28 protein-coding genes are annotated in these 25,806 nt (G+C 66.9%); 11 read left to right on the forward strand and 17 right to left on the reverse strand.

The features are described 5' to 3' along the window. Positions 1-81 precede the first annotated feature (81 nt). A complete protein-coding gene (locus LO787_RS16480) occupies positions 82-606 on the forward strand; it encodes a cupin domain-containing protein (protein WP_232492081.1) in 525 nt (174 codons plus the stop codon). Between the two features lie 3 nt (positions 607-609). On the opposite strand, the gene fmt is transcribed toward LO787_RS16480, so the two are convergent. Further along, positions 610-1,518: a methionyl-tRNA formyltransferase gene (gene fmt, locus LO787_RS16485; protein ID WP_232492082.1), complete on the reverse strand. Its 909-nt coding sequence runs from the start codon at positions 1,516-1,518 to the stop codon at positions 610-612. Between the two features lie 60 nt (positions 1,519-1,578). Here fmt and recR point away from each other — a divergent pair, with 60 nt between their 5' ends. From recR to LO787_RS16500, 3 genes are all read left to right on the forward strand, one after another. Continuing rightward, entirely contained in the window at positions 1,579-2,175 is a 597-nt protein-coding gene (recR, locus tag LO787_RS16490) for a recombination mediator RecR (protein WP_232492083.1), read from the forward strand. A gap of 67 nt (positions 2,176-2,242) precedes the next feature. Further along, the gene (gene def / locus LO787_RS16495; RefSeq protein ID WP_232492084.1) at positions 2,243-2,812 is read left to right on the forward strand and encodes a peptide deformylase; all 570 of its coding nucleotides are present in this window, start codon (positions 2,243-2,245) and stop codon (positions 2,810-2,812) included. 80 nt (positions 2,813-2,892) lie between these two features. Beyond that, a complete protein-coding gene (locus LO787_RS16500) occupies positions 2,893-4,446 on the forward strand; it encodes a DNA recombination protein RmuC (RefSeq protein WP_232492085.1) in 1,554 nt (517 codons plus the stop codon). Between the two features lie 6 nt (positions 4,447-4,452). Here LO787_RS16500 and LO787_RS16505 read toward each other — a convergent pair whose 3' ends face one another. From LO787_RS16505 to LO787_RS16540, 8 genes are all read right to left on the reverse strand, one after another. Further along, the gene (locus LO787_RS16505) at positions 4,453-4,956 is read right to left on the reverse strand and encodes an META domain-containing protein (protein ID WP_232492086.1); all 504 of its coding nucleotides are present in this window, start codon (positions 4,954-4,956) and stop codon (positions 4,453-4,455) included. 84 nt (positions 4,957-5,040) lie between these two features. Next, positions 5,041-5,874, reverse strand: coding sequence for a TrmH family RNA methyltransferase (locus tag LO787_RS16510; protein WP_232492087.1), 834 nt, complete (start codon positions 5,872-5,874; stop codon positions 5,041-5,043). Positions 5,875-5,884: 10 nt separating this feature from the next. Then, on the reverse strand, positions 5,885-6,163 hold the full coding sequence (locus tag LO787_RS16515) for an HPr family phosphocarrier protein (protein WP_232492088.1): 279 nt from the start codon (positions 6,161-6,163) through the stop codon (positions 5,885-5,887). Then, positions 6,160-6,564, reverse strand: a complete 405-nt coding sequence (locus tag LO787_RS16520; protein WP_232492089.1) for a PTS sugar transporter subunit IIA — start codon at positions 6,562-6,564, stop codon at positions 6,160-6,162. The genes LO787_RS16515 and LO787_RS16520 overlap by 4 nt, the downstream gene beginning before the upstream one ends. Positions 6,565-6,612: 48 nt before the next feature. Next, the gene (rapZ, locus tag LO787_RS16525) at positions 6,613-7,530 is read right to left on the reverse strand and encodes an RNase adapter RapZ (protein ID WP_232492090.1); all 918 of its coding nucleotides are present in this window, start codon (positions 7,528-7,530) and stop codon (positions 6,613-6,615) included. 73 nt (positions 7,531-7,603) lie between these two features. Beyond that, complete coding sequence (locus LO787_RS16530; RefSeq protein ID WP_232492091.1) at positions 7,604-8,029, reverse strand: HPr kinase/phosphorylase; 426 nt, start codon at positions 8,027-8,029, stop codon at positions 7,604-7,606. Then, positions 8,026-9,606, reverse strand: a complete 1,581-nt coding sequence (locus LO787_RS16535) for a sensor histidine kinase (RefSeq protein WP_232492092.1) — start codon at positions 9,604-9,606, stop codon at positions 8,026-8,028. The genes LO787_RS16530 and LO787_RS16535 overlap by 4 nt, the downstream gene beginning before the upstream one ends. Next, the gene (locus tag LO787_RS16540) at positions 9,599-10,363 is read right to left on the reverse strand and encodes a response regulator transcription factor (RefSeq protein ID WP_232492093.1); all 765 of its coding nucleotides are present in this window, start codon (positions 10,361-10,363) and stop codon (positions 9,599-9,601) included. Before LO787_RS16540 ends, LO787_RS16535 begins: the two co-directional genes overlap by 8 nt. Positions 10,364-10,862: 499 nt before the next feature. Between LO787_RS16540 and LO787_RS16545 the strand changes: the two genes are divergently transcribed. Beyond that, positions 10,863-12,476, forward strand: a complete 1,614-nt coding sequence (locus tag LO787_RS16545) for a phosphoenolpyruvate carboxykinase (protein WP_232492094.1) — start codon at positions 10,863-10,865, stop codon at positions 12,474-12,476. An 82-nt stretch (positions 12,477-12,558) separates the two neighbouring features. Here LO787_RS16545 and LO787_RS16550 read toward each other — a convergent pair whose 3' ends face one another. Beyond that, the gene (locus tag LO787_RS16550) at positions 12,559-13,611 is read right to left on the reverse strand and encodes an MlaA family lipoprotein (protein ID WP_232492095.1); all 1,053 of its coding nucleotides are present in this window, start codon (positions 13,609-13,611) and stop codon (positions 12,559-12,561) included. Positions 13,612-13,867: 256 nt separating this feature from the next. Here LO787_RS16550 and LO787_RS16555 point away from each other — a divergent pair, with 256 nt between their 5' ends. Next, complete coding sequence (locus LO787_RS16555) at positions 13,868-14,221, forward strand: hypothetical protein (RefSeq protein ID WP_232492096.1); 354 nt, start codon at positions 13,868-13,870, stop codon at positions 14,219-14,221. Between the two features lie 46 nt (positions 14,222-14,267). Here the strand turns inward: LO787_RS16555 and LO787_RS16560 are convergent, their stop codons facing one another. Then, positions 14,268-16,124 carry a DUF885 domain-containing protein gene (locus LO787_RS16560; RefSeq protein ID WP_232492097.1) on the reverse strand — a complete coding sequence of 619 codons (1,857 nt, stop codon included), beginning with the start codon at positions 16,122-16,124 and terminating at the stop codon, positions 14,268-14,270. Positions 16,125-16,188: 64 nt separating this feature from the next. Here LO787_RS16560 and LO787_RS16565 point away from each other — a divergent pair, with 64 nt between their 5' ends. After that, on the forward strand, positions 16,189-16,401 hold the full coding sequence (locus LO787_RS16565) for a hypothetical protein (protein WP_232492098.1): 213 nt from the start codon (positions 16,189-16,191) through the stop codon (positions 16,399-16,401). 51 nt (positions 16,402-16,452) lie between these two features. On the opposite strand, the gene LO787_RS16570 is transcribed toward LO787_RS16565, so the two are convergent. Further along, positions 16,453-17,109 (reverse strand): alpha/beta hydrolase, encoded by a 657-nt coding sequence (locus LO787_RS16570; RefSeq protein WP_103095607.1) that lies wholly within the window; start codon positions 17,107-17,109, stop codon positions 16,453-16,455. Between the two features lie 125 nt (positions 17,110-17,234). Between LO787_RS16570 and LO787_RS16575 the strand changes: the two genes are divergently transcribed. The 4 genes from LO787_RS16575 (at position 17,235) to parC (ending at position 22,109) form a co-directional block, all read left to right on the forward strand. Beyond that, the gene (locus tag LO787_RS16575; protein ID WP_232492099.1) at positions 17,235-18,311 is read left to right on the forward strand and encodes a cysteine desulfurase family protein; all 1,077 of its coding nucleotides are present in this window, start codon (positions 17,235-17,237) and stop codon (positions 18,309-18,311) included. Further along, positions 18,308-19,387: a cysteine desulfurase family protein gene (locus LO787_RS16580; RefSeq protein WP_232492100.1), complete on the forward strand. Its 1,080-nt coding sequence runs from the start codon at positions 18,308-18,310 to the stop codon at positions 19,385-19,387. Before LO787_RS16575 ends, LO787_RS16580 begins: the two co-directional genes overlap by 4 nt. Before the next feature lies 1 nt (position 19,388). Further along, positions 19,389-19,721: a 2Fe-2S iron-sulfur cluster-binding protein gene (locus LO787_RS16585; protein ID WP_232492101.1), complete on the forward strand. Its 333-nt coding sequence runs from the start codon at positions 19,389-19,391 to the stop codon at positions 19,719-19,721. A 93-nt stretch (positions 19,722-19,814) separates the two neighbouring features. Next, a complete protein-coding gene (parC, locus tag LO787_RS16590; protein ID WP_232492102.1) occupies positions 19,815-22,109 on the forward strand; it encodes a DNA topoisomerase IV subunit A in 2,295 nt (764 codons plus the stop codon). Positions 22,110-22,116: 7 nt separating this feature from the next. Here parC and LO787_RS16595 read toward each other — a convergent pair whose 3' ends face one another. Genes LO787_RS16595 through LO787_RS16615 form a run of 5 tightly spaced genes read right to left on the reverse strand, consistent with a single transcriptional unit; the run spans position 22,117 to position 25,767 of the window. Next, positions 22,117-22,755, reverse strand: coding sequence for a retropepsin-like aspartic protease family protein (locus LO787_RS16595; protein WP_232492103.1), 639 nt, complete (start codon positions 22,753-22,755; stop codon positions 22,117-22,119). A 49-nt stretch (positions 22,756-22,804) separates the two neighbouring features. Further along, complete coding sequence (locus LO787_RS16600; RefSeq protein WP_232492104.1) at positions 22,805-23,449, reverse strand: retropepsin-like aspartic protease family protein; 645 nt, start codon at positions 23,447-23,449, stop codon at positions 22,805-22,807. Then, positions 23,446-24,609 carry a CCA tRNA nucleotidyltransferase gene (locus tag LO787_RS16605; protein ID WP_232492105.1) on the reverse strand — a complete coding sequence of 388 codons (1,164 nt, stop codon included), beginning with the start codon at positions 24,607-24,609 and terminating at the stop codon, positions 23,446-23,448. Before LO787_RS16605 ends, LO787_RS16600 begins: the two co-directional genes overlap by 4 nt. Then, positions 24,602-25,225, reverse strand: a complete 624-nt coding sequence (locus LO787_RS16610) for a CoA pyrophosphatase (protein ID WP_232492106.1) — start codon at positions 25,223-25,225, stop codon at positions 24,602-24,604. Before LO787_RS16610 ends, LO787_RS16605 begins: the two co-directional genes overlap by 8 nt. After that, positions 25,222-25,767, reverse strand: a complete 546-nt coding sequence (locus LO787_RS16615; protein WP_232492107.1) for a DUF1285 domain-containing protein — start codon at positions 25,765-25,767, stop codon at positions 25,222-25,224. Before LO787_RS16615 ends, LO787_RS16610 begins: the two co-directional genes overlap by 4 nt. Positions 25,768-25,806: the final 39 nt, after the last annotated feature.

Genomic DNA, 25,806 nt, shown 5'->3' on the forward strand with positions numbered 1-25,806 from the left:
ATACAGGACTGGCGTGTGCGCGCAAGTATTGGCGCGAGGGCCTGCCGGTGGCACCATGCCCGACCGGGAAAGGAGCCCACCATGGCCGACAACCAGCAACCCCGCTTCGAGATATTCCGCGGCGCGGACGCGCCTACGCTCGATGACTGCGCCTGCATGACCTACGAGGGCGAGACGCCGAACCTCGCCGCCGTGCAGCCGCAACTCATGGAGGCGATGGCGGTGCGCGGCGAATATGCCGACGTTCCCTATCGCCGCGAGGGCATGAGCCTTGCGCGCCTGTGGGTGAAGAGCGGCTTCCCGCTGCCGCTCCACACGCACGACTGCGATTGCCTCTACTACATCGTCGCGGGCTCAATCCGCATGGGGACGGAGACGCTGTCGACCGGCGATGGCTTCTTCGTCGGCGCCGAGGTGCCCTACGCCTACACCGCCGGGCCGGAAGGCGCCGAAGTGCTGGAGTTTCGCGCGACGGACCGCTTCAACATCCGCGTGAAGGACAAGCCCGTCGCCGCCTGGGAAAAGACCGCCGCCACCTTGCGCGAGGGCCACGCCCGCTGGGCCGACGAGCAGCCGCCGGTGCGCAAGATGCCGGAAAAGGCCTGAACCTCAGCCGAGTTTTGTGCCCGCCGGTATCGGCCTGCCGCGCAGCAGGTCTGCCGTCGCCATGGCCGGCTTGCCCGCGCGCTGGACGCGGGTGACGCGCAGTGCCCCGGTTTCGCAAGCGACGGTCAGCGCATCGTCCAGCGTGACGCCGGGCTCGCCGCTGCCTTCGACGATATCCGCCGCCAGCACCTTGTATCGCTCGCCGTCGAGTTCGAAGAACGCTCCCGGCGCGGGCATGAAGGCGCGGATCTGTCGCTCCACCTGCTCCGCGTCCTGCGCGAAATCGAGCCGCGCCTCGGCCTTGTCGATCTTCTTCGCGTAAGTGACGCCGTCCTCCGGCTGCGGCACCGCCCGATGCACCGCAAGATCACGCAGCGTCCCGACCAGCAGTTGCGCGCCACGCTCGGCGAGTTCCGAAGTCAGTTCGCCCGCCGTCTTGCGGTCGATCGTGGTACGCAGCGTTGCCAGCATCGGCCCGGTGTCGAGTCCGGCCTCCATCTGCATGATCGTGATCCCGGTCGTCGGATCGCCCGCCAGGATCGCCCGCTGGATCGGCGCCGCCCCGCGCCAGCGCGGCAGGATCGAGGCATGGATGTTGAGGCACCCGAGGCGCGGCGCATCGAGCACCGCCTGCGGCAGGATCAGCCCATACGCCGCGACCACGGCGACATCCGCCTCCAGCGCGGCGAAGGCAGCCTGCTCGTCAGCGCCCTTCAGCGAGACCGGATGGCGCACCTCGATCCCGCGCGTCTCCGCCTCCCTGTGGACCGGCGAGGGCGTCAGTTCCTTGCCGCGCCGCCCGCCGGGACGGGGCGGCTGCGAGTAGACGGCCACGACCTCGTGCCCCGCCTCGACCAGCGCGACGAGGGCGGGCACCGCGAAGTCGGGTGTGCCCATGAAGACGATGCGCATGATGTGGGGAACTCCTGAGCGGGCTTTCTAAGAACCGGCGCAGGCCCTATCTCCCTCGCCATGGCATCGCAAGAGATCGAGACACTGACCGCCGCCCTGTCGCGCCTGCCGGGGCTTGGCCCGCGCTCGGCCCGCCGCGCCGTGCTCTGGCTCATCAAGCGGCGCGAGTCCGCGCTCGTCCAGATCCTCGATGCGCTGGCGGCGGTCCGCGAGGCGCTCGTCGAGTGCCGGACCTGCGGCAACGTCGACACCACCGACCCTTGCGCGATCTGCGCCGATCCGCGCCGCGATGCCCGCTCGATCTGCGTGGTCGAGGAAGTCGCCGACCTCTGGGCGCTCGACCGCGCGCGGTTGTTCACCGGGCGCTACCACGTCCTTGGCGGTCGTCTCTCCGCGCTCGACGGCGTGCGGCCCGAGGATCTTGCCATCGACACGCTGCTGCGCCGGATCGAGGAGGGTGGGATCGACGAGGTGCTGCTGGCGATGAACGCCACGCTGGAGGGGCAGACCACCGCGCACTACATCGCCGAGCGGCTCGAAGGCTTCCCGGTCCGCGTGACGCAGCTCGCCCACGGCCTGCCGGTCGGCGGCGAGCTGGATTACCTCGACGAAGGCACGCTGGCGCAGGCCATCCGCGCGCGCCGTCCGGTAGCCTGAGAACACCGATCACGGTGATCGCCGCGGCCTGCTTGCGAAAATGCGGCTTCGGGATTATCTGGCGCACATGGCTATCCGTGAAATCCTCGAAGTTCCCGACCAGCGTCTGAAGCAGGTCTCCGTCCCCGTCGAAACGTTCGACGACGAGCTGAAGACGCTCGTCGAGGACATGTTCGAGACGATGTACGACGCCCCCGGCATCGGGCTCGCCGCGATCCAGGTCGGCGTGCCGCTGCGCGTGCTGGTGATCGACCTCCAGCCCGAGGACGAGGATGCGGAGCCGGAAGTGTGCCACTCGCACGGCGACCATCACCACACGCACCAGCCCACCAAGAAGGAGCCGCGGATCTTCATCAACCCGGAGATCCTCGATCCTTCCGAAGAACATATCGTCTATCAGGAAGGCTGCCTCTCGGTCCCCGAGATCTTCGCCGACGTTGAGCGCCCCTCGCGCATCCGCGCCCGCTGGCAGGATCTCGACGGCGCGACTCATGAGGAGGAGATGGACGGCCTGCTCGCGATCTGCCTCCAGCACGAGATGGACCACCTCGAAGGCATCCTCTTCATCGACCACCTCTCGCGCCTGAAGCGCCAGATGGCGCTCAAGAAGCTCGAAAAGCTGCGCAAGGCGGCCTGATTTCCGGCCGTCTGATGAGGGCAGTGGACAATCGCCGAAAAGGGGCTGGAGTTCCTGAAATGTTCCATTAGTTTGGCGCAATGGAACTCGCAGTCGCCACGATTCTCGCTCTCGTCATCGGCCTCGCCGCAGGCTGGTTCTTCGGCTCCCGGCCTGTCGCGCAATGGCGCGCGCAGGCCGAGGCGCGCGAGCGTGAGGCGCGCGAAGGCGACGCCAGGTATCTGCGGACATTCGCCGATCTCGAAGCCGCGCGCGAACGCGCGGGCCGTGCAGACGCGCTGGAACAGGCGCTCGAACGTGCGCGTATCGATCACGAAGGCGTAACCGAGCGGCTGCGCCATGACGGCGCCTCCGCCATCGAGCGGACCCGCAGCGAACTGACCCAGATGCTCGACAAGGCGCGCTCCGAACATGCAGGCCGCGTCGATACGCTGCTGCGCGAACAGCGCGCGCTGTCGGACGAACTGTCGACCCTGCGTGAAAAGACCGCCAACTTCGACGAGCAGAAGCGCCTGCTCATCGAGGCGCAGGAAGCGCTGCGCAAGGAGTTCGAAAACGCTGGCGCCAAAGTGCTGGCGGGCGCGCAGGAAGCCTTCCTGCGCCGTGCCGGGGAGCGTTTCGAGCAGAGCGAGAAGGCCAGCGCCGAGCGGATCAACTCGATCCTCGCGCCCGTTGGCCAGCGGCTGAAAAGCTACGAGGAACAGGTCGCATCGCTGGAAGCCAAGCGCGTGGATGCCTTCGGCCAGTTGACCGGCCAGATCGAGGCGCTGCGCGTCGGGCAGGAACTGGTGCGGGCCGAAGCCGTGCGGCTCGGCAACTCGCTGCGCAATGCCCCCAAGGCGCGCGGGCGCTGGGGCGAGCAGCAGCTCAAGAACGTGCTCGAACAGTGCGGCCTGACCGAACACACCGATTTCGAGACCGAACAGTCGATCGATACCGAGGACGGCCGCCTGCGGCCCGACGCCATCGTGCGCATCCCCGGCAACAAGCAACTGGTGATCGACGCCAAGGTCTCGCTCAACGCTTATCAGGACGCCTTCGAGGCGGAGGACGAGGCGACGCGGATCGGGTTCCTGAACCAGCATGCGGGATCGATGCGCAACCACATCCAGACGCTCGGCGCCAAGAGCTACCAGAGCCAGTTCGAGAATGCTCCCGACTACGTGATCATGTTCGTCCCCGGCGAGCACTTCATTGCCGCCGCGCTCGACCACGATTCCGGCCTTTGGGACTTCGCCTTCGACCGCAAGGTACTGCTGGCGAGCCCGACCAACCTCGTCGCCATCGCCCGCACCATCGCGCAGGTCTGGCAGCAGGAAGGTCTGGCGAAGGAAGCGCGCGAGATCGGCAAGCTTGGCGCGGACCTCTACGACAGCCTTGCGAAGACGCAGGACGATCTGTCGAAGGTCGGCACACACCTTGGCCGAGCGGTGAACAGTTTCAACGACTTCGCGCGCACTTATGAGGGTAATGTGATGAGCCGTGCGCGCCGCCTGAGCGAGAAGCACATCAAGATCGGCAAGCGCGAGATCTCCGACGAAGTGCCGCTTGTCGAATCCGCGCCGCGCTATGCCGATCCCGCCGCGCAGATCGAGGACCGCGCCGGAGAGATCACCGAAGAGGCAGCCGAATAAGCGGCCTCAGTCGGCGGGGCGGGTCAGTTCGGCAGTGTGGCCGCTCGATTGGAGGGTCATGCGCTGACCCTCGACAGTGACGCGCGGTGTTGCGACGAGGAGGGCGCTGACGGCGTTGCCTTCTTCCCATGACGATTGTTCGCAGGGAGCCTCGCCCTGGTTCAGCGGACCGGCGATCAGGCGGTCTTCATCGACGCGCCATGGTCCGAGCAGGCGGTTGCAGCCTGCCTGAATGACGATCGTCTTGCCGTCGAAGGAAATCCCGGCAGCCTCGGACGCGGGACGCTTTCCGTCGATGGTGTCGAAGCGCCATTGGCTACCGACCCAGGCTTTCGCCAGCGGCTCGCGCTGCGCGATGTGAGAGCTGTCGCCAGCGTCTGAACATCCCGCCACAAGCATCGGACAGAACAGAAAAAAGCCGAATCGCTGCATGATGCGCGCACGATAAGACGTGGCAGGTGAGGGGCAGATGAACGCCGCAACGGCGCGCTGCCCGCTTCCTTTCGTCATTGCGAGCGTAGCGAAGCAATCCAGCGGCGCGCTCTGACCGTGGATTGCTTCGTTACGCTCGCAATGACGAGGGGTGTGGCGAAATCAGGACGTGCGCAGGTGCGCCAGCGCCTCGTAGGCCAGCACTGCTCCGGCAACCGCTGCGTTCAGGCTGTCGGCACGGCCCAGCATCGGGATGGTGACCCGCAGGTCGCACGCTTCCTCGTAGGCGGCGGGCAGCCCTTGCGATTCGTTGCCGACCATCAGGAAGCACGGCGCGGCGTAAGGCGCCTGCCGGTAGTCGGTCGGATCGCGCAGCGAGGCGGCGACAAGCTGGCCGTCGCCTTCGCGCAGCCATTGCTGGAACTCGTCCCAGCGCGCGATGGCGAGTTTCTGGGTGAAGATCGCACCCATGCTGGCGCGCACGGCCTCGACCGAGAAGGGATCGGCGCAGTCGTCGATCAGGATCAGTCCGCCCGCGCCCACCGCGTCGCCGGTGCGCAGCATGGTGCCGAGGTTGCCGGGATCGCGCAGCGCCTGCGCCACCAGCCAGATCGGCGAGCTTGCGCGGTCGAGGTTGGCGAGGCTGGTGTCGAACTCCGCGAAGACGCCCGCGACGGCCTGCGGGTTGTCCTTGCCGGTGACTTTGGCGAGGATGTCCACGTCCATCTCGACGATCTCGCCGCCGTTGGCGGAGACTGCGGCCTCCAGCGCGTCGAGCAGCGGATGCGGATCGCGGCCGATGGCCATCACCAGCATCTCGGGCAGGACGCCGCATTCGCGCGCATCGGTCAGCAGGCGCAGGCCTTCCGCCAGGAAGCGCCGCTCGCGCTTGCGGTGCTTCTTGTCGCGCAGCGAGCGCAGGAACTTGACGAGGGGATTGGAAAAGCCGGTGATCGTGCGGCGATAGGTGCCGCCCGGTGCAGGGTACTCGCTCACTGGCCGGGGCTCACTCTTCGCCGAAGCCGTCGCGCACGAGGCCGGCGAGCACGGCAAGCGCCTGGTCGGCGCCGTCACCCGCGCAGGCGATCTCGATGGTGTCGCCCTTGGCGGCGCCGAGCATCATCAGGCCGAGGATCGAGCCGCCCGCGGCCGACATGCCGTCCTTGCTGACGGTGACGGAGACGGCAGGCGGCAGGTCGGCGACATGGCCGACGAACTTGGCGCTGGCGCGGGCGTGGAGGCCGCGCTTGTTCACGATGAGCACCGACTCGCGGCAGTCGATCATGCGTCCTGCCCCAAGTATTCGCTGGCGATGGTGATGTAGTTGCGGCCCGCGTCGCGCGCGGCGGCGACGGCTTCGCGCACCGGCATGCAGCCGCGCGCCTTGGCGAGACGGATCAGCATGGGCAGGTTGATGCCAGCGATCACCTCGACCTTGCCCGCCTGCATCAGCGAGATCGCGAGGTTGGAGGGGGTGCCGCCGAACAGGTCGGTCAGGATGATGACGCCTTCGCCGCTGTCCACCTTGGTGATGGCGTCGGCGATTTCGGAGCGGCGGCGTTCCATGTCGTCGTTCGGGCCGATGCAGACGGTCGCGACGTCGGGCTGGTCGCCGACGACGTGCTCCATCGCGTGTACGAACTCCTCGGCGAGATTGCCGTGAGTAACCAGAATCATGCCGATCATGCCGGGAGAGCGCTCCGAATTTCCTGCAATCGCACCCGGTTGATGTTCCTATTTCTCACGCCGCAGACCTCCTTCCAGAAGATCGGCTGCCCGCGAGCCCAGGTTGCGGTGCAGCAATGTGGGCGAAAATCCTGAGAGACGCAAGGCCGCTGCGATCTGTTCGGCGGTGAATACCGAGCGGTGTCTCCCCCCGGTACAACCGAAAGCTATGTGAACATAGGCTTTTCCCTGAGCGCGGTAACGCGGCAGCAACATCAGGACCAGATCGCGGATCCGGATAAAGGCCTCTTCCCATGCGGGATCCTTGCGGATGTAGTCGCCCACCGCCGCATCCTGCCCTGTCTGGGGGCGCAGTTCGGCGTCCCAGTGCGGGTTGTCGAGGAAGCGCATGTCGAAGACGAGATCGGCGATCGGCGGCATCCCGCGCGAGAAGCCGAAGCTCGATACGGTGACCGTCAGTTCCTCGGCGGCGCTGTCGGCGAAGCGTTCGCGAATCGCGCGCTGCAGGTCGTTCGAGGTGAATTCGCTGGTGTCGACGAGCAGGTCCGCCCAGCGCCGCAGCGGGGCGAGCAGTTCGCGTTCGGCGCGGATGCCGGTCGATACCGGCGCGTCGGCGGCGAGGGCGTGGCGGCGGCGGGTCTCGTTGTAGCGGCGCTCAAGCTCGGAGCTGGAGCAGTCGAGGAACATGGTGGTCAGCTGGAGGTCGCGGCGTTCGCTCAGGCTCTTGACCTGCGCGATCACGCGTTCGGGGTCGAAGCCGCGGGTGCGGGAATCGAAGCCGATCGCCAGTGGCGTGGGATCGCCCTCGGGCGCGCCGTCGATCAGGGCGTCGAGCATGCGGACCGGGAAGTTGTCGACGATCTCCCAGCCGAGATCCTCCAGCACGCGCAGCGCCGTGGTCTTGCCGGCCCCCAGCATTCCCGTCACCAGCAGCACGCGCTGCGGATTTCCCGCTTGATTCCCCATAGCTTGCTTCTCTGCGCGCACTCGCCCGGAAAGGGAAGGGGGCGAAAGGGCTATGCTCGATATGAGAGGGCGGTCAGCCGGGAAGGCCGTAGCGGCGCAGCGCCAGTTCGGCCTTGAGGGGCAGAGCCTCGCCACCCGGCCAGAGGCGGATGAGCGGCAGGGTCACGTCCGCGATGGCGAGCGTCTCCGGCTCCTCGATGTAGCGCGGGGCGTCGGCATCCAGCGCGAGCACGAGGGCCACGGGGACGGCTTCGGCACAGGGGAACGCCAGCAGCCCGAGGTTGCGCACTTCGATGAGGCCGCGCGTGCGGGGATGCGGGTGCGCGATGAGCGTGCCGTCGCGAACTTCCAGCATCACGGAGTCGTCGCCGACCAGAACGGCACCCCGGTCTATCAGCGTGAGCGCCAGACTGGACTTGCCCGCACCCGGCGGTCCTTCGATCAACACGCCGCGTCCGTCGATGGCGACGCAGGTGGACTGGCGCGGGAACAGGCTCACGCGCCCGGCTCCCAGACCGGCAGCGAGATGACCAACCGCGCGCCGGGTTCGCCGTCGGTCCGGTCGGTGGCGACGAGGCGGCCGAAGTGCGCCTCGACGATGGTGCGCGCGATGGCGAGGCCGAGGCCGCTGTGGGTGCCGAACTCCTCGCGCGAGGGGCGCAGCGAGTGGAAGCGTTCGAACACCCGCTCGCGCGAGGCCTGCGGGATGCCGGGGCCATGGTCGGCGACGGCGATCTTCACGCGGCCGTCCACGCGCGACAGCACGATCTCGATGGAGCCGCCGGGAGGCGAGAACGAGACGGCGTTGTCGAGCAGGTTTTGCAGCACGCGTTCCAGCCGCGCAGCGTCGCCCGGCACCATGAGGCTGTCGCTTTCGGCGTCGGCGCCCGGTTCCTGCACGACCCGGATCGGGCTGCCGCCGTTGACGCCGCGCTGGTCGCGCTCGCCGACGAGGGCGCGGACTAGGCCGCCCATGTCCACCGGCTCGAAGGTGGTGCGGCTGAGCTGCGCGTCGATCCGGCTCGCGTCGGCGATCTCGCTGACGAGGAAGTCGATGCGACGCACGTCGTCCTTGGCGATGCCGATGAGCTGGCCGCGCAAGTCCGGTTCGTCCACGCGCTCCAGTGTTTCGAGCGCGCTGCGCAGCGAAGTCAGCGGGTTCTTGAGTTCGTGCGCGACGTCGGCGGCGAAGCTTTCCACCGCGTCGATGCGCTGGCGCAGCGCCCCGCTCATGTCGGAGATGGCGCGGGCGAGCAGGCCGATCTCGTCCCGCCGGTCGGGCAGGCGCGGCACGACGACGCTGCGATCACGGCCGAGGCGCACGCGCACGGCGGCGCGCACCAGCTTGCGCAGCGGCTCGACGATGGTGCGGGCAAGGAACAGCGAGAGCAGGATCGAGACGCCGAGCGCGCCGCCGACGATGATGGCGAGGGTCTGGCGCGCCATGCGCACGTTCTCGGTGATGTCGCGCGCGTTGCGGGTGACGAGCAGCGCCGAGCCGTCGGTGCCGACCGGCGTCGCGGCGATGATGATCGGCGTGCGGTCGGGCGCGGCCTTGTGGCTGATCCACGTTTCCCTGCCGACGAGCGCTGCGCCGACTTCGGGCCATGCGCGGGCACTGGTGTCGGTCGGGTCGCGATAGTCCGGTATCTCCGGCGCGCCGAGCACGAAGTCCATCGCGCGGTCGAGCATCCGCGCGGCGTCCTGGAACCACGGTTCCGACGCCGGGTCGATCAGGCGGTAGGCGGGCCTGGCGAGGGCGAAGCTGTCCCCCGCCAGTTCGCCGCGCGCATCGAACAGGCGCAGGCGCAAGTCCTGCTCCGGGCCGATGCGGGCGATCAGCGCGAGACGGCCTGCGGGGTTCTCGTCCGCCAGCGCATCGGCGGTGATCTCGGCTTCGGACTTGGCGAGGCGGTAGCGCTCGGCAAGCAGTTCGTTGCGGTAGCTGTCGATGTAGAACAGGCTGCCGGCCAGCAGGGCCAGCGCGATGAAGTTGACCGCGAGGATGCGCGCCGTCAGCGAGACGCGCCATGACGGCAGGCGGCTTCGGCTGCGGCGGTTCTGGCGCCTAGCCATCGGTGAAGGAGTATCCCGCGCCATAGAGCGTGTCGATCGCGGCGAACTCCGGGTCGGCGGCGCGGAACTTGCGGCGCAGGCGCTTGATGTGGCTGTCGATGGTGCGGTCGTCGACGTAGACGTCGTCGCTGTAGGCCGCGTCCATCAGCTGGTTGCGGCTCTTCACCACGCCGGGGCGCAGGGCCATCGCCTCGAGGATCAGGAATTCGGTGACCGTCAGCGAGACGGGGCGCCCGTCCCACGTCACCTGATGGCGCGCCGGGTCGAGCGCGAGGCGGCCGCGCACGACGGGGTCGGGAACCTCGACGCCGGGCGCTTCCTCGGGCGTCGCCTTCGCCAGTTCGCTGCGGCGCAGGATGGCGCGGATGCGCGCGACGAGCAGGCGCTGGCTGAAGGGCTTGGCGATGTAGTCGTCCGCGCCCATCGCAAGGCCCAGCGCCTCGTCCGGCTCCTCGTCCTTCGATGTCAGGAAGATCACCGGCAGGCTGGACTGCGCGCGCAGGGCCTTGAGCAGATCGAGCCCGTCCATGCGCGGCATCTTCACGTCGAAGATCGCAAGGTCGGGCGGGTTCTCCAGCAGGGCCTTCAGCGCCGTCTCGCCATCGGCATAGACGCGCGTGGCGAAGCCCTCCGCGTGCAGGCCGATCGACAGCGTGGTCAGGATGTTGCGGTCGTCATCGACGAGCGCGATGACCTGCTGGCGCTTTGGCGCAGGGGTCTCGTCGGCGGGGATCGGGGCGTTCAGTGGTTCGGCCATGGGCGCCCGGACTTTGCCTTCTCATGCATGGATCACGCTGACTGGCGTGGCGACATCGGCTTGAACCGCAGTTCGTCATTGCGAGCGCAGCGAAGCAATCCACGCGGGTCGTTCGGTGCCGGATTGCTTCGCTGCGCTCGCAATGACGATCCAAGGGTAATGTCACCCGACACTAGCCACTGCATTGGCGCGTGGCAATTTCGGATCGGTCGGGCGACGCTTCGCTGGGTGAAAACCGACTGTCGGACAATCGTCACGAATGGTCGGAAATAACGCGAAGCAGGTGCAGCATAAATCAGCTTAATCGGATGTTCGAAAAGGCAAACATGCCCAAAAATCCGCGGGTTCAACCCTTGATGGTTCCAATTGCAGTCAAATTGACGGAAAAGAAGTGGCGGCCTACGTGCGGCACGATTCTTGCGCAGGAATCGGTAGAGCCATCTGGCTTAGCGTCAGCGGGAAAACCCGTAACGGCGCCATCTTTTGGAGGAGATGACATTTGACCAATTCCCTTGGCTATCCGCTAGCAAAACAGGGCATCGCGACGACGGCCCGGATCTTCGCGAATCTCGGCACGGCCCCTCTGGTGGAACATGCGGTAAGGAACGGAGAGGGCGTTCTTTCGGCGGACGGTCCGTTCGTCGTCGCCACCGGCAAGCACACCGGACGTTCGGCGAAGGACAAGTTCATCGTCAAGGACGCGGAGACGGAAGGCACGGTCTGGTGGGGGAAGACCAACGTGCCGATGACGCCGGAGCACTTCGCCGCGCTGAAGGAGGATTTCCTCGCCGCGCTGGGTGAGAAGGACACGCTCTACGTCGCCGACCTGTTCGGCGGCTCGCAGCCCGAGCACCGCGTCAACGTGCGCGTCATCAACGAGTTCGCCTGGCATAACCTGTTCATCCGCACGCTGCTGGTCCGCCCGACCGCAGGCGAGCTGGAGAGCTTCGCGCCCGAATACACCATCATCGACCTGCCGAGCTTCCGCGCGGACCCTGCGCGCCACGGCTCGCGCTCCGAGACGGTGATCGCGGTGAACTTCACCGAGAAGCTGATCCTGATCGGCGGCACCGCCTATGCGGGCGAGATGAAGAAGTCGGTCTTCGGCATTCTCAATTACCTGCTGCCGGTGAAGGGCGTGATGCCGATGCACTGCTCGGCCAACATCGGCCCGGACGGCGACACGGCGGTGTTCTTCGGCCTGTCGGGCACCGGCAAGACGACGCTTTCGGCCGATGCCTCGCGCACGCTAATCGGCGACGACGAGCACGGCTGGTCGGACACCGCAGTCTTCAACTTCGAGGGCGGCTGCTACGCCAAGATGATCCGCCTTTCGGAAGAGGCCGAGCCGGAGATCTACGCCACCACCCGCCGCTTCGGCACGGTGCTGGAGAACGTGGTGATCGACCCGGAGACCCGGAAGATCGACCTCGACGACAACTCGCTGGCGGAGAACAGCCGCGGTTCCTACCCGATCGACTTCATCCCGAACTGCTCGGAGAAGAACCTCGGGCCGGTGCCGCAGAACCTGATCTTCCTCACCGCCGACGCCTACGGCGTGCTGCCGCCGATCGCGCGGCTGACCCCGGACCAGGCGATGTATCACTTCCTCTCGGGCTACACCGCGCGCGTCGCGGGCACCGAGATCGGCGTGACCGAGCCGGAAGCGACGTTCTCGACCTGCTTCGGCGCGCCGTTCATGCCGCGCCACCCGTCGGTCTACGGCAACCTGCTCAAGGAGCGGATCGCCAAGGGCGGCGTGAAGTGCTGGCTGGTCAACACCGGCTGGTCGGGCGGCAAGGCGACGATGGAAGGCATCAAGCGCATGCCGATCAAGGCCACCCGCGCGCTGCTCAACGCTGCGCTTGACGGCAGCCTCAACGATGCCGAGTTCCGCGAGGATCCGAACTTCGGCTTCGAGGTTCCGGTGGCGGTGCCGGGCGTCGACACGAAGCTGCTCGATCCGCGCGGTGCGTGGGCCGACGGCGCCGAGTATGACAAGACGGCGCAGACGCTGGTGAAGCAGTTCATCGACAACTTCGAGCAGTTCGAAGCCCATGTCGACGAGGGCGTTCGCAAGGCGGCTCCGGTCGCGGCCAGCGTCGCCGCGTAAGGCTTACCGCTGAATGCACGAAGGGCTCCGGAGGTTCGCCTCCGGAGCCCTTCTGTTTGCTTCAGTGCGGGTTAGGTGCCGTTCAGTGCATGGTTGCGGGCGCTGGCTCGGGAGCCGTCGCGGGTGCTTCCGCAGGCGGCGGCGTGGCATCGGTCGGCGTGTCAGGAGCAGTTGCGGGAGCGGCCTCTTCTGCGGGTTTGGGCTTGCCTGCGGTCTTCATGCCCGGGCCGTAGACCGCCGGAGCATCCGGTACGATGCGGCCATGCAGCGCCTCGATCTCCGCCTCGCGCTGCTTCAGATACAGCTCGCGGTAGTAGGCGTAAGGGTTGTCCTGCTGGCGGATATCGCGGATCTGCTCGTCGAACGCGGCGCGCTCGCCCAGCTGGCTGAGGATGGTCGAGGGGATCACGACCTCCGGCTTGTTGAACGGGCTGCCCACGGCGGCGGGGAGCAGCAAGCGGTCCACGGAATCGCCGATGATATCGCGCAGCGTCGTCGGGCCGACGATCGGCAGGTAGAAGTAAGGTCCTGGTTTCACGCCATAATAGCCGAGCACATTGGCAAGGCCGTTGGGGCGGTAGGGCAGGTTGAACGGCTTGCGCTTCGCCATGTCGACGAACCCCGCCGCGCCGATCGTGGTGTTGATCGCGAAGCGCCCCGCCGTCTCGAACGCCTTGCCGGGCTTCAGTTCCAGCAGGTATGCGACGAAGACCACCGGTTCGCCGAGGTTCGAGAAGAAGTTGCGCAGACCCTGCCGCACCGGCTTGGGCAAGCCCTTGTTGTAGACCTTGGCGACCGGCTCCAGCACGGCCTTGTCGACGGCCTGCACCGTCTTGAACGACTGTTCGTTGATCCGCTCCAGCGGGTCTTCTGGCGGCGGCGCCTTGCGCGGCATGACGACGATTTCGGAGCCCGCGCCTGCGGCGGGAGCGGCATCCTGCGCCCCGGCGGCAGGCGCATCTGCGGCGGGTGCTGCCGGAACCTCGGAAGTCGCGACATCGGGTGATACCGGGATCTGCGGAGCCGCGCCCGCTTCCGTTGCAGGCTGCGAAGTCGGAGCGGTCGTCGCCGGATCAACGGCCTGCGGAGCCACCGAACTTATCATTACCGCAACGGCGGTGGCCGTAAGGCTCATGCACAGATCCTTGCCGGGCGCCCGCACCGGGCGCGCCTCTTTCAACAGGTTACACCATGGAAACGGCTGGCCCAACCATACTCTAGGTGAATTCACGCGCTAGGCGGCGCTGCCCTATTCGTCAATTGCACGCCATGCATCTCGTCGATGCGTGAAGGCAGGTGAACGACGCGTCGGGGTGGACAAATTGGTGCCTTCCGTTCGTCACGGGTTAGGCCCATATTCGATGCCGTCCGCCACAAATGGAGTGAGGCACATGGGACTTTTCGACGGCATTCTCGGCCAGGTCAGCGAGCACGCTGACGTGACCAATCTCGCCAACAAGCTGGGCCTCGACCCGAGCGTGGCCGAAAAGGCGATCGCCGCCCTCGGCATCGCGCATCAGCAGGATGGCGACACCGCAGAACTGGCCGCCGAGCGCAGCGGCCTCGATGTCGGCACCATCCAGCAGCTCATCACTCAGATCGGCGGCGAAGGTTCGCTGACCCAGTTCGCCAGCGCCATCGCGGCCGATCCCGGCAAGGCCGCCAGCTTCTTCGACAAGGACGGCGACGGCAGCGTCATCGACGACCTGACCGGCATGGCCAAGGGCCTGTTCGGCAAGAGCTGAGCTTTTGAACGTCGTCCCGGGATCGACCCGGGACGACGTATCCATTTCAGCGCGTCTTGCCCGCGATATATTCGCTGACGTTCTGCGCCAGCACATCCAGCGGCACGTTGCCGCCATCGACCACTGCCTGATCGTAATCGCGCAGGTCATAGGCCGCGCCGAGCGCGTCCTGCGCCCGGTTGCGCTGCGCCACGATCTGCGAATGACCCATCTTGTAGCCGCAGGCCTGACCCGGCCACGAGCAATAGCGGTCCACCTCGTTGACCACTTCCTCGCGCTTGTTGCCGTTCTTCTCCATGAAGAAGCGCACGGCCTGTTCGCGCGTCCAGCCCTTCGAATGGAGCCCGGTATCCACCACCATGCGGCAGGCGCGGAACGCCAGCGATTGTAGGTAGCCGAGCCGTCCGACCGGATCGTCGTCATAGGCGCCAAGTTCGTCCGCCAACTGCTCTCCATAGAGAGCCCAGCCTTCGGAATAGGCGTTGAACGCGAGGATCGAACGGATCAGCGGCAGGCGGTTGGCGTATTCGCCCTGCCAGACGTGGCCGGGGATCGCCTCGTGATGGACCAGCGTCGGCAGGTCGTACTTGCGGTGCAGGTCGGTGGTGCGAAGGTTGATCCACATCTTGCCCGGCACGCTGCCGTCCTTCGAGCCCGCGCCGCCATAGGCGGTCGGCGCACCGGGTTCCTCCGAAAGCGGCAGGCGGCGCACTTCGACATTGCCGGGAACGACCTCGCGGAAGGCGCGGGGCATCTGCGAACGGATCCAGTCAATGCGCTTCTGGATGAAGGCGAGGATCTCGGTACGACCGGGATCGCCTTCGGAGAACATGAAGCGCTTGTCCTCGCCGAGCGCGGTCATGCGTGCGCCCACGGTGCCCTGCGTGTAGCCGAGCGACTTCAGGATCGGGTCCATGCGGGCATGGAGATCGGCGAGTTCCTGAAGTCCGCGCTGGTGGACTTCCTCGGGCGGAACGCGCGTCGTCGTGCTGGCGCGCAGGGCCCAGGCGTAGAACTCCGCGCCGTGCGGACGCTCGCGCATGCCAGGATCGCCCTTGGCAACGCCGCGCTGACGCTGGAGTTCGGCAAGCTGGCGTTCCAGCGCCGGGACGACTTCGGTGGCGACGATTGTCTTCGCGTCCGCAGCCCACGTCCCGGTCATCTGCCCCGTTCGCCCGGCGATCGAGGTGACGAGGCTGCCGCCGTCCTTGCGCGCGTCCGCGATCGTGCTCGTCATCTGCGCGATGGCGCGGTCGAGCAGGAAGTCCGGCGGGACGAGGCCCTTGGCCGCCGCCGCCTCGATCCGGCCACGCTCGCCATCAAGCTGGGCATCGAGTTGCGAGAGGCGAGCGATCCACGCATCGGCGTCGGCGGGAGCCTTGATCGGGTGATCGGCGTCGAGGAAGCGCGGCGCGTCGAGATAGGCGCCGACGTTCTGGATGACGACGTAGGGCGTGTTGCGCCAGCCGCCCACGGCGACATCGCCATACGGCATCGCGAAACCTTCGAGCGAGGTGGCGAATGCGCTCTTTACTACGGCAAGGCTGGTGCGGGTGGAGTGGTCGAGTCCGGTCGTGTCGAACGTTTCCACTTGCGCGAGCGCCTTGCGCAAGGTGGCGGCATAAGCCTGCCGTCCGGCTTCGGAGCGGTCCTCCATGCGGGCGCGCAGGCCAGCATGTTCGCCGGTGTCGACGCCGAGGCCAGTGGCGGTTTCGGGGACGTGCTCCAGCAGGCTCCATGCGATGTTGTCGAGCAGGGCGTCGGCTCCGGTCGAAGCGGTGCTTTGGGCAGCGGCGACGGCGCGCATCGGCATGGCAAGGGTGGCGGTTCCTGCGGCGAGCAGGTGCAGCGTGCTGCGCCGGGAAATCGAGTGGCCGGAAATCGAGTTGGGGGTGTCTGTCATGGCCGGACGATGGCGGCGCGACAGGCGGGTGTCAAACCGCGCCGGGCTGAGCTAGGACAGCGCCATGGACATCGCGCTCTCGCTTCTCGTGCTGACGGTCATCGCCCTGATCCTGGGCGCCATCGTGCTCTATCGGCGCGGGGGATATCGCAAGCAGGCGGGGCTGATGCTGGTGCTGGCGGGGGTGATGATCGTCAACATCGTCATCTGGACGCTGCCCAACCGCGAGGGCAAATCGCTGTCGAGCGAGGCGAAAAAGGAACAGGCGCCGGAGTGATGCTCCGACGCCTGTGTTGATCCGTGACCTATCGATCTCTGGTCCGGCCGGTTACTTGATCGGGCAATCCGGGGCGAGGCGCATGTCGAGGTAGTTGTCGACCGAGCGCATCAGCTCCGGCGTCTCGTGCTCGAAGAAGTGGTTCGCGCGCGGGATCTCGTCGTGGTGGATGGTGATGTGCTTCTGCGTGCGCAGCTTGTCGACCAGCTTCTGCACGGCGTTGGGCGTCACCACCGTGTCGCCCGTGCCCTGGATGATGATGCCCGAGGCCGGGCAGGGCGCGAGGAACGAGAAGTCGTACATGTTCGCGGGCGGCGCGACCGAGATGAAGCCGCGGATCTCCGGGCGGCGCATAAGCAGCTGCATGCCGATCAGCGCGCCGAACGAATAGCCCGCGATCCAGGTGGTCGAAGCTTCCGGGTGGATCGACTGCACCCAGTCGAGCGCTGCCGCCGCGTCGGACAGTTCGCCGATGCCGTTGTCGAAGCTGCCCTGGCTGCGGCCGACGCCGCGGAAGTTGAAGCGCAGGGTCGCGAAGCCGCGCGCCACGAACGTCTTGTACAGGTGCTGCGTGATGCGGTCGTTCATCGTGCCGCCCGCTTGCGGGTGCGGATGGAGGATCATCGCCACCGGCGCGCGCGGGCGCGTTGCGGGCTGGAAACGACCTTCGAGACGACCTTCGGGACCGGGGAAGATGACTGCGGGCATGTGTGTTTGCGGCCTGACCTGTTGAAACTCCCGCGAGTCGCTTTTGCAGCGACAAGTCGCGGGAGTGGAAAAGAGGAAGGTTGGCTATATAGAAATCTTCGTCCTAAAGACAACTTTCACAAACAATGGCCTTTCCGAACATCTATCTCGACCACGCGGCGACCACGCCGCTCCTCCCCGCCGCCCGCGAGGCCTGGCTGGAGGGTGCCGCCCTATGGGCCAATCCGTCGAGCCCCCACGCCGCCGGCCGCGCCGCCCGTGCCGCTCTCGAAGATGCCCGCGCCCGCGTGAAGGCGGCGCTGGGCTGGCAGGGCGAAGTGCTCTTCACTTCGGGTGCGAGCGAGGCGCTGGCCTTGGGGCTCGGTCGTGCCAAGGCGGAACGGCGACTGGTTTCGGCGGTCGAGCATGACGCCGTGTTTCGCGCGGCACCCGATGCGCAGGTGCTGCCGGTGGTGGGTGGCGAGGTGGACGGCGATGCGCTGGCTGCGGCGCTGGCTGGGCAGGGCAGGGCTGTCGTCGCGGTGCAGTCGGTGAACTCAGAGACCGGTTCGGTGCTTCTCGGTGACGGCTTGGTGCCGTTCAGTGCACGGTCCGATGCACTAGTCTCTCGGGTCCGGGAAGGGGGCGGGCTGTTCCTTGCGGATTGCTCGCAATCGGCGGGAAAGTGGGCTTTGCCGGATGCCGACATGGTGGTCGTTTCGGCGCACAAGCTGGGCGGCCCGGTCGGCATCGGCGCGCTGCTGGTGCGCGACTTCGCGATGCTGGAACCGACCGGCGGGCAGGAGCGCGGCTATCGCGCAGGCACCGAAAACCTTCCCGCAGCGCTGGCTTTCGCGGCGGCTCTGGAGGCCGGAGGGATCGGGCAATGGGCGACCAGTGAGGCGCAGCGTTTGGCGTTCCGGGACCGGCTCCGGGAACATGGTGAAGTGATCCAGCCCGGCGTCCCGTGCTCGTACATCTTCGCCGTGGCTGCGCCGAAAATCTCGGCGACGGCCATGCTGATCCGCATGGACGCCAAGGGCTTCGCGATCTCGGCAGGCAGCGCCTGTTCGTCCGGAACGCTGAAACAAAGCCGTGTTCTCAAAGGCTTCGGCATTGGCGAGGATCTGGCCAAACGCACCGTCCGGGTATCCATAGGGTGGAGCACCACGCCCGAGGAACTCGACGCTTTCGCCGCCGCCTTGGCCGAGGTGAACGCGTGATCTACCTCGATTATCAGGCGACGACACCGCTCGCTCCCGAAGCGCGCGAGGCGATGCTGCCATGGCTCGGCGGGCCCGAAACGACAGGTTTTGCCAATCCGCACAGCCCGCATCGCCCCGGTCGTGCAGCCGCCGCAGCCGTGGAGGTAGCGCGTGCGCAGGTCGCCGCATTGCTGCCGCCCGGTGGCCGGGTGATATTCACATCCGGGGCGACCGAAGCGATCAACCTTGCGATCCTCGGCAGCGGCGCACGCAAGCTGGCCGTCTCAGCGATCGAGCACGCTGCCGTGCTGGATACCGCGCAGGCGCTCGATTCCGGGCTCGCGGTCTTGCCGGTCGACACCGAAGGGCTCGTCCATGTGGACGTCGCACTGCCCAACGATACCGGCCTTGTCGCCGTGATGCAGGTCAACAACGAGATCGGCACGGTGCAACCGGTAGAGCGCCTCGCCGCGCGCACACATGCGGCGGGAGCGCTGTTTCTGTGCGATGCGGTGCAGGGCGCGGGCAAGATCACGCCGCCGGCCGACGCCGATCTGATCGCGATCAGCGCACACAAGCTCTACGGACCCAAGGGCATCGGCGCACTGTGGGTTCGCGATGGGCTCGATCTCGCGCCGCTGATCCGCGGTGGGGGGCAGGAGCAGGGCCTGCGCTCAGGAACGCTGAGCCCGATGCTCTGCGCCGGTTTCGGGGCTGCGGCGGCTCTCGCCAAGGCGCGGATGGACGAAGATGCGGCGCACGTCGCGCTGCTTTGGGAATGCGCCCGGACGATCCTCTCGCGCTGGACGCTCAACGGCTCGGCCACCCGGCGCTGGCACGGGAACCTCAATCTGCGCCTGCCGGGGCTCGATGTCGCCCGTCTGATGTCAGAGTTGCGGGACGTGGCGTTTTCGGCAGGATCGGCCTGTGCCAGCGGGTCGGGCCGCCCCAGCCACGTGCTTCGCGCTTTGGGTCTTTCGGATAGGGATGCCAAAAGCTCTATCCGTCTGGGATTCGGGCGATATAGTGAACTTCGGGAAGTGGAGGATGCCTGCGCCAGAATAGAAGCCGCTGCGGCGGCGCAGGGAGTATGACTTGGTTGACGTCCTGTTTGTGAATATCGACGGATCGCGGGTGACGGCGCAGGCTGAGCCCGGTTCGCGGCTGCTGGAAGTCGCGCAGAACGCCGGAATGCCGCTCGAGGGAACGTGCGAGGGGCAGATGGCCTGCTCCACGTGCCACGTCATCATCTCGCCCGACTGGTTCGACAAGCTCGTCCCCGCGTCCGACGATGAGGAGGACATGCTGGACCTCGCGGCCGGCGTCACGCGTACCAGTCGCCTTTCCTGCCAGATCGAAGTGACCGAGGCGATGGATGGCATAGCGGTACGCATCCCGGGCGTCGTGCGCGACATGCAGATCGGCTGACGAAGCCGCCTGCTTCGCAAGTGCAATGAATCGCGGAAAACTTGGCGATGGCCGGTTCCTCTCGGCCTGCGGTGTTGCTAACACGTTCCTATCATGGTGACCACGACCGACGACGACTCCGATCCGTTCGACGCCATCGTCGACGCGCCCTTCGATGCAGCGCTGTCCGAGCGCTATCTCGTCTACGCGCTGTCAACCATTACGGCCCGCTCGCTGCCTGACCTGCGCGATGGGTTGAAGCCGGTCCACCGCCGCCTGCTTTGGGCGATGCGCCAGCTCAAGCTGGACCCGGCGAGTGCCTACAAGAAGTCCGCCCGCGTCGTCGGCGACGTCATCGGTAAGTACCACCCGCATGGCGACGCCTCAGTCTACGACGCGATGGTGCGCCTCGCGCAGGACTTCTCGCTGCGCTATCCGCTGGTGCAGGGGCAGGGGAACTTCGGCAACATCGACGGCGATAACGCCGCTGCCTACCGCTACACCGAAGCACGCCTGACCAAGACCGCGATCCAACTCATGGCCGGGCTGGACGAGGGTACGGTCGATTTCATCCCGACCTACAATGGCGAGGAGAGCGAGCCGGATATCTTCCCCGGCCTGTTCCCGAACCTGCTGGCGAACGGCGCGACCGGCATTGCGGTCGGCATGGCGACCTCGATCCCGAGCCACAACGTGGCCGAGATCATCGACGCGACGCTGCTGCTGATCGACAATCCGCACGCCGAGCACGCGCAGCTGATGGAGGTCTTCAAGGGCCCAGACTTCGCGACCGGCGGACTCGTGGTCGACAGCCCCGAGGCGATCAGCCACGCCTACGAAACCGGCAAGGGCGCCTTCCGTGTGCGCGGTCGCTTCTCCACAGGGCGCAATCCCGACGGTTCGTGGGAAGAGACCGGGATCGAGAAGTTGGGCGCGGGGCAGTGGCAACTCGTCGTCAGCGAAATTCCCTACATGCTGCCCAAGGGCAAGCTGATCGAGCAGATCGCGGCCCTCATCGGCGACCGTAAGCTGCCGATCCTCGAGGACGTGCGCGACGAGAGCGATGAGGAAATCCGCATCGTCCTCGTCCCCAAGAGCCGTAACGTCGATCCGGAATTGTTGAAGGAAAGCCTCTACAAGCTGACCGAGCTGGAAAGCCGGTTCAGCCTGAACTTCAATGTGCTGGATTCGCACCGCACGCCGGGGGTTCTGGGCATCAAGCTGCTGCTGTCCGAGTGGATCTACAGCCAGATCGACATCTTGCTTCGCCGTACCCGGCACCGGCTTGAGAAGATCGCCTCGCGCCTCGAACTGGTTGCGGGTTACATCATCGCCTACCTCAACCTCGACCGGATCATCGAGATCATCCGCACCGAGGACGAGCCCAAGCCGGTGATGATCGCCGAGTTCGAACTGACCGACCGGCAGGCCGAAGCCATCCTCAACATGCGCCTGCGCAGCTTGCGCAAGCTTGAGGAAATGGAGCTTCGCAAGGAGCATGAGGAACTGCTTAAAGAGCAGGACGATCTCAACAAGCTGCTCGAAAGCCCGGCCCGCCAGCGCACCCGCATCAAGCGCGATCTCGCAATGCTGCGCAAGGACTATGCCGAGGATACTGCGCTCGGCCGTCGTCGTACCACGATCGCGCAGGCCGCCAAGACGGTCGAGTTCTCGATGGATGCGATGATCGAGAAGGAGCCGGTGACGGTGATCCTCTCGCAGCGCGGATGGATCAGGGCGGCCAGGGGTCACGTGCCGCTGGATGGTGATTTCAAGTTCAAGGAAGGCGATGGTCCCGCCTATGCCTTTCATGCGCAGACGACGGACAAGCTGCTGATCGCGCTCGACAACGGGCGCTTCTACACGCTGGGCGCGGACAAGCTGCCCGGCGCGCGTGGCTTCGGCGAGCCGATCCGCACGATGGTGGACATCGACGCGGAGGCGCACATCATTGCCGTCGTGCCCTACAAGCCCAAGGCGCAACTGTTGCTTGCGTCGAACATCGGGCGTGGCTTTGCGGCGGAGATGGACGAACTGCTGGCCGAGACCCGCAAGGGCCGCGCCGTCATGTCCACCAAGCCCGGCGTAACGCTGACGGTCGTGCGTGAGATCCCGGCCGAGCACGACCACGTCGCGGTGGTCGGCGACAATCGCAAGTTGGTGATCTTCAGCCTTGAGGAACTGCCGGTCATGGCCAAGGGGCAGGGCGTCACTCTCCAGCGCTACCGCGATGGCGGCATGGCCGACGTGACGACGCTGAAACTGGAGGACGGTCTGTCCTGGACCATGGGTGGCGATACCGGCCGCACGCGGACCGAGAAGGACATGGCGCTCTGGAAGGTCGCGCGCGGTGCAGCGGGCCGGTTGCCTCCGGTGGGATTCCCGCGGGACAACAAGTTCCAGGGTTAGCGCCGGGTCACGTTTCCTGCGGATGATGGGGCACGAGGATCAGCGTCTTGCCCTCCACCCGCCAGCTTGCGAGGCGCGAGAGCAGGTTCATGCCGATGACGTTCGCATCGCCGAGGCCAGGCGCGACGACCGCGTCGATCTCTCGCGCCACGACGTTCCCCATCCGCAGCTCGTCGATCACTGCAAGCTGCGCCTCGACGGTGCCGTTGGCGGTGCGCATCAGTACCGAGCGGTTGAGCGGATTGGCCTTCAACCCGGCTTCCTGAGCCGTCTCGGGTGAAATGGCTGTCAACGTCGCTCCGGTATCGACGAGGAAATCGCGCTTCACTCCGTTGAGCGTGGCGCTGATCCAGAAGTGACCGTCGGGCTGCATCGGCACCCGCGTTTCGCCGCCCGCCACGCTCTGACGCTCGATGCCGAGTTGGGGGAGCGCGAAGTCGGTGCCGGTAGTCAGCCGCGTGACCTGCGCGATCGTCAGCAGCATCGCCGCCAGCAGTCCGAGATTGCCGAGCCCGCGCAGGAAGCCGCCGAACAGGGGCAGTGGCCGCCGCAGCATGCCGCCGACAACGCTCGCGACAATGCCCGCAAAGGCAAGCGCCAGCAGCGGCTGTCCGGCAAGGAAGCTGAGGATTTCGGAAAGGCTCATGCAAGCAGGTCTAGCACAGGCCAGCTTTCGCAAGGCTGACTTTGTCGCCTCAAGTCCGGGCAGTGCGTGCCTTTGGTGTCAGGATCAGGCGGTTACCCTCGACGCGCCACGCGGCGAGTTGCGAGAGCAGGTTCATGCCGATTACGTTGGTGTCGACTTCGTTGTCGGGGCCGATGGCGATGGTAAGCGCGTTGGCCTCGATCCCACCGAAACGCAGAGAATCCGCCGTGCCGCGCCTTGCGACGATGGAGCCGTTCGCCGTTTCGAGGATCATCCCCCGATCCTCGACGTCGGGCTGGATGCCCACTTTCTCGGCGATGCGGCGAGATACGCCGGTGTAGGTCGCCCCTGTGTCGATCAGAAATTCGACCGGCTCGCCGTTCAGTTCCGCTTCCACCCAGAAGTGCCCGTCCGCGCGCATCGCGACGACCGTTTCCTTGCCGACGATCTCGGCGGGGCGCGTGGCGTCGAGCCAGAGTGCGGCTTCGGAGCGGCTGTTGTGCCCGGCAAGCTCCGCCACCGTCAGCAACAGCGCCGCGACAAGGCCGAGGTAGGCCGTATTGCGCATGGCTCGGCCAAGGCGGGGACGGCTCGCGGCGATCATGCCCGCGCCGACCGCCAGCAGGATGGCGAGGATCGTCAGCGACAGCAGCGGCTGTTCGAACAGGAAGCCGCCGAGATCGCCGAGATTCATGCGCGCGCCTCAGCGAGCACGTCGTCAAGGAGGGCCTCGACGCGGGCTGCATCGGGGAAGGCCTCGGCGATCCAGCGCTCCTCGACCCGGCGCAGGATGCGCGCCACATCCGGTCCGGCGCCGACCCCGCGCGCGACGATCTGTCCGCCCTTGAGCGGGAATGCGGGGATTTCCCAATCAGTCAGTGCTGAGGTGTCCGTGCCAGCGATCAGCAGCCGGTCCAGCGCTGCCTCCCGGCCGAGGCGATATGCCAGGGCGCGGGGCTCACCCGGCTCACCGTCACGCGCAGCGGCGAGCGAAAGGCGCTTCTTCTGGGCAGCCGACAGTCGGAAGCGTGATGCGACCTGTTCGGCGAGCGAGGGCTGTGCAGGCAGCAGCGCAGCCAGGCGCCGGAGAGCATCGGGCCGAACATGTTCGACCTCGACGAGCGCCGCCAACGCCTTCGGATCGGCTTCGGGCAGGATCACCGCAAGCACGCCGAGTTCCTCCATGCGCCGCACCGTCGGAGCCGGGTCAGGCAGGCTTAGGAGGTTCATCATTTCCATGCCGACACGCTCGCGCGACAGGCCCTTGAGCGTCGCGGCCAGTTCCGCGCACGCGCTCTCGGCTTCCTCATCGGCGGGCGTCGAACCGAAGCGCGCCTGGAAGCGGAAGTACCGCAGGATGCGCAGGTGATCCTCGCGGATGCGCTGGCGGGCATCGCCGATGAAGCGCACGCGGCGGGTATCGAGGTCTGCCTTTCCGCCGAACCAGTCGAAGATCTCGCCGGTCAGAGGATCGGCGTAGAGCGCGTTGATCGTGAAGTCCCGGCGGGCGGCGTCCTCGCGCCAGTCGCTGGCGAAGGCCACGGTGGCACGGCGGCCGTCGGTGGATACGTCATGGCGCAGCGTCGTGATCTCGACGGGTCCGTGCGGCAGGATGGCTGTGACGGTGCCGTGCTCGATGCCGGTCGGCACGCTGCGGATCCCGGCTCCCCCCAGCCGTTCGATGACGGCTTCGGGCAGCAGCGTGGTGGCCATGTCGATGTCCTTGACCGGCAGGCCGAGCAAGGTGTCGCGCACGGCGCCGCCGACGTAGCGCGCGTTGTCCACACCGAGCGCGGCGACGAGCGCGGCAAGGTCTTCACGGTGCATCCAGGGGGCTTCGAGCAGGTCAGTCATTCCGGCGCGGTTCATGGGGCCAATTCAGCCGTCCGGCAAGGTTGTGCAGGATCGCGCCGGTGACGCCCCATATCACATGGTCCTGCCGCGCATCGTTCCAGGTGATCTCGATGAAGCTGTGCCTGCGGCCCTCCCAGTCGACGGTTCGCGTCAGCTGGTTGGCGGGATCGAGCACGAAATCGACCGGTGCCTCGAACCACTGCGCGACTTCGGCGGGGTTGGGATGGATGTCGACGTCAGCCCGGATCACGGCGACGACCGGCGTGATCTCGTACCCGCTGCCGGTGCGATAGAGGTCGCTTTCGCCGATCACGCGCACGTCCTTCGCGCAGATGCCGAGTTCCTCGTTCGCCTCGCGCAGGGCAGCCTCGACCGCGTTCTCGCCCGGATCGACGCGGCCGCCGGGGAAGGCGATCTGGCCGGGGTGCGCGCGCATGTTGGAGGGGCGGTGGAGCAGCAGGACGCCGGGACGCGGTCGCTCGGTGATGGCGACGAGCACGGCGGCGGGCGTGAAGCGCTCGATGTCGTGTATGCGCGGATCGCTCCAGAGGCGTGGCGGCGCACCGGTGTGGCCTGCCTCGAAGCGGCGGGAGACTTCTTCGAACAGGGCGCTCATGCGGGAACCAGCGGGAAACGGACGCCCTTGCTGCCGACCGAAAGATCGTCGCCTTCCAGCGCGATCTCGACCAGTTGCGCATAAGTGCTGCGGTTCAGGCGCGCGCGGGTGCCATTGCGCACGGCGACGTAGAGCGCCGGCGTTTCGGCGTCGCCTTCGGCGGTGATCGGGTGTTCCGGACCGGCGATGACGAGGTCGTCGGTGTTGAGGCGAAACGCGAGGGCGTCTCCCTCCCGCTTGACGTCGATGGCGATGAAGGCCGCATCTTCCACCTCGATCGACAGCTTCTGCATCGGCGTGACCAGCCAATGCTGTCCGGCCTCGTCCCGCGTGAGGAGCGAGGCGAAGGCGCGGACCATGGCGGGGCGGCGGATTTCGCCGTCCTGATGGAACCAGCGACCATCGGCGGCGATGCGCATCTCGCTATCGCCCTGGGCTTCCGGCGTCCATTCCGCGACCGGCGGAAGCTTGCGCGTCGCTACGAGGTCGGCGACTTCGGCAAGGCTCAGCGCTGCGAGTTCGGGAGGCGGTTCATAAGGCATCGTTTCGCGATGCCAGATAGGGGCGCGTGCGCCAAGGTC

It is taken from the genome of Novosphingobium kaempferiae, from assembly GCF_021227995.1.
Classification (GTDB): domain Bacteria; phylum Pseudomonadota; class Alphaproteobacteria; order Sphingomonadales; family Sphingomonadaceae; genus Novosphingobium; species Novosphingobium kaempferiae.